3 protein-coding genes are annotated in these 2,790 nt (G+C 44.5%); all 3 read right to left on the reverse strand.

The window, feature by feature from the left end; all coding sequences use genetic code 11:
- Window positions 1-115: 115 nt before the first annotated feature.
- Window positions 116-1,057 carry a 4-(cytidine 5'-diphospho)-2-C-methyl-D-erythritol kinase gene (ispE, locus tag C7B77_RS27545; RefSeq protein ID WP_106312577.1) on the reverse strand — a complete coding sequence of 314 codons (942 nt, stop codon included), beginning with the start codon at window positions 1,055-1,057 and terminating at the stop codon, window positions 116-118.
- Window positions 1,058-1,084: 27 nt separating this feature from the next.
- Window positions 1,085-1,822: a Uma2 family endonuclease gene (locus C7B77_RS27550; protein WP_106312580.1), complete on the reverse strand. Its 738-nt coding sequence runs from the start codon at window positions 1,820-1,822 to the stop codon at window positions 1,085-1,087.
- 476 nt (window positions 1,823-2,298) lie between these two features.
- A complete protein-coding gene (gene nirD, locus C7B77_RS27555; RefSeq protein WP_106312583.1) occupies window positions 2,299-2,655 on the reverse strand; it encodes a nitrite reductase small subunit NirD in 357 nt (118 codons plus the stop codon).
- Between the last annotated feature and the right edge of the window lie 135 nt (window positions 2,656-2,790).

Consider the following 2,790-nt stretch of genomic DNA (forward strand, 5'->3'; position numbering starts at 1 on the left):
AGACGGGGGACGGAGGGACGGGGAGACAGGAACAAGAAAAATCGGACTTTAAATTAGCAACGATCGCTATTATCATCTAATCGTCTAGTACTTACGATCGATTGGACTGGATCGACTAAATTACTCTGACGCCTCGATCGCAAAATTGAGTGACAAATAGCTCTAAATCTGGATCGGGGAGAGCAGCACGAACTTGATGATAGATGGTATCTGCTTGCTCCCGCGAGGCTGCTAAACTAAACACAGTCGGCCCCGAACCGGACATCATCGTCCCTAAATTGGGATGACGCTCGAACTCTTTTCGTAATTGATTCACGAGCGGATAAGCAGGCAATACCACTTTTTCTAAATCGTTATACAGACGCTGCCCAATTTTAACGGCATCTTTAGCCGCGATCGCGCGAACCAAGTCTCCAGAATGTACGCGATGAGATCGATCGACCAAAGCCGCAGGCTCGCGTGCGTATTCATGCTCGAATTCTCGTCGATAGGCATTATAAGCCCATGGGGTAGATACCTCTAGACTTTGATACTTACCCAGCACCACATAGATCCCTTCTAAGGTGGGTAGGGGCGAGATTACTTCCCCTCTTCCGGTCGCGATGGCAGTGCCACCCGAAATACAAAAAGGCACGTCAGAACCCAATCTAGAACCCAATTCTTGCAAGTCGCTCTGAGTCAGCCCCAAGTCCCATAATAAATCGATGCCAACCAATACGGCGGCGGCATTTCCCGATCCGCCAGCCAAGCCCGCCGCGATCGGGATATGTTTGTGTAAGGTAATTTCGACGCCACCATTTTCGAGAAAAGCGTCGGGAAATTCTTGCTGCATCAACTCAGCCGCACGATAGGCTAAATTAGTCCGATCGAGTGGCACTTTGGGGTTACCACAGTGCAGGATAATATTATCGGTACCCAAAGAGTGGATATCGACTCGATCGGCTAAATCCACTGTTTGCATCACCATCACTAGTTCGTGATAATTATCGGGTCTGATGCCGAGTATTTCTAGGTGGAGATTGATTTTGGCTGGAGCAACAAGAGTATAAGATTTCATCTAAATTAATATGTATCGAAGCTAATTCTAGACTTCATCGGGATCGATTCCCAAATCTCTCAGTTTTGCAGCTAATCTTGCCACCCGCTCTCGTGCTTGTCTGGACTCGGCTTGAGCCTGTCTAGTTTTGTCGATTTCTAGCTGTGTACGCTGCTGCTCTAGTGTTACCAATTCAGTTGGCGTGAGATAACGTTGGTTATTTTCGTCGTACCAATAGAGCCAATCTCTGGTTACGCCGCTGTAATTGCCCCGCTCGTAGCCGATTCCTAAGCCAATTTCTGTCATCCATAAAGGATTACCACTTTGTAATTGGTAAGTACCATCTACCAGTTTGTAGATTTCTAGCTTAGGTTTGCGTCGCCGCTGGGAATTGTAAACTACATAATATAGAACCCCCAGATTGGCGTATTGATTCAGTTTAGTAGTATATTCCTGTCGATAGGTGGTTGAGACCACTTCTAGTACGATGCTGGGGACAATTAACTCATCCCATAGCACATAACTAGGCCGTAATTCTTCGTCGTAGACTCTTTCTACACCTAAGCTCAAGAAGGCATCAGGTACGATCGGTGGTAATTCTGGATCGAAGTAAATCGCCATATCGATGCCTAATAGCCAATCCATCCGCTGTGCCCATAAAATCAGCAGAATCGATTTTAATAATCCAGGTATTAATTCTTGGAGTTCGCTATCCACAGGGGTATCGTCGGAGCAGGGGAGTTCTTCGGCAGAGGGTAGGCATCTGCGTAGTTCGGATTGGAACATGGCTACTATACCAAACTAGATAGGTGTATTTTAGCAAGGCTCGATCGACAATTATATTAATTTAGATTTTTTAACCGCAGCGATTTGCGCACGCCTTTGTTTCCCAACGAGCGCAAATCAAGACAGATACAGCTAGCGATATTAATGCAATTAGGATTTTGAAGATATGCAAGTTAGCAACTTACAGCAGCCATTTCATATTTATCCCTCTTCTGTCATTCTCCATAGAGTGTAATCCCAAAACCTTGCTGTATAACCTTTTCTCGAAAATGCTAACTGTTGAGCTATCGTTCGCGTAGCGTCGCCTTGGCGAATCGCCAAATAAAGCTTCAAAGTTCTTTGAAATAAGGGATGTAGCAATCGCATTTTATTTTACCTTGCGGAGAGTTGCAAAAGAGGGATATCTTTTAAGCAGGCAAATAATACCTTCTGTGCAGTATTCATTACGATTCAAGTACAAATCTCGATCGCCTATTTTAGCTACTAACTTGGACTTTTCCATCGACAACTCTAGCGTTAAAAGTCTGTAACTTTACATTGGTATCGTCTAAACATTCGCCTGTCAACAGACTAAAATTTTGCTTGTAAATCGGCGATGCAACTTTGGGAACGCCATTACGATCGCCGACGATACCTCTAGATAAAACGTAGGCTTTACTAAACGGATCGTAATTTTCGATTGCGTAAACATCTTCTCCTTCACCGACTCTAAATACGGCGACTTGTTGCCCGTTTATTAAAGCACAAACGCCTGTATTTGGTAAAATTCGGCCTAGTGGACAGATTGTCGTCCACTGTTGGGTTGTTGGTTGAATTGATTCTATTTGTGTCATTAAAAAAGCTCTGATAAATTACAACGCTCGATCGAAGATTAGCTGAGTTAATTTAGGTAGATGTCTAACTTCTGCTCGCTCTGGCTCATCTGTGGGTGTCTGGTTGCTATCCGTTTATTTGTCAGCACTACCAGT

It is taken from the genome of Chamaesiphon polymorphus CCALA 037 (genome assembly GCF_003003845.1).
Lineage (GTDB): Bacteria > Cyanobacteriota > Cyanobacteriia > Cyanobacteriales > Chamaesiphonaceae > Chamaesiphon > Chamaesiphon polymorphus.

What these genes read in the sequence shown, in the direction of transcription:
- nirD (WP_106312583.1), bottom strand. Translation starts at nt 2,655, where the DNA reads ATGACACAAATAGAATCAATTCAACCAACAACCCAACAGTGGACGACA.
- ispE (WP_106312577.1), bottom strand. Translation starts at nt 1,057, where the DNA reads ATGAAATCTTATACTCTTGTTGCTCCAGCCAAAATCAATCTCCACCTA.
- C7B77_RS27550 (WP_106312580.1), bottom strand. Translation starts at nt 1,822, where the DNA reads ATGTTCCAATCCGAACTACGCAGATGCCTACCCTCTGCCGAAGAACTC.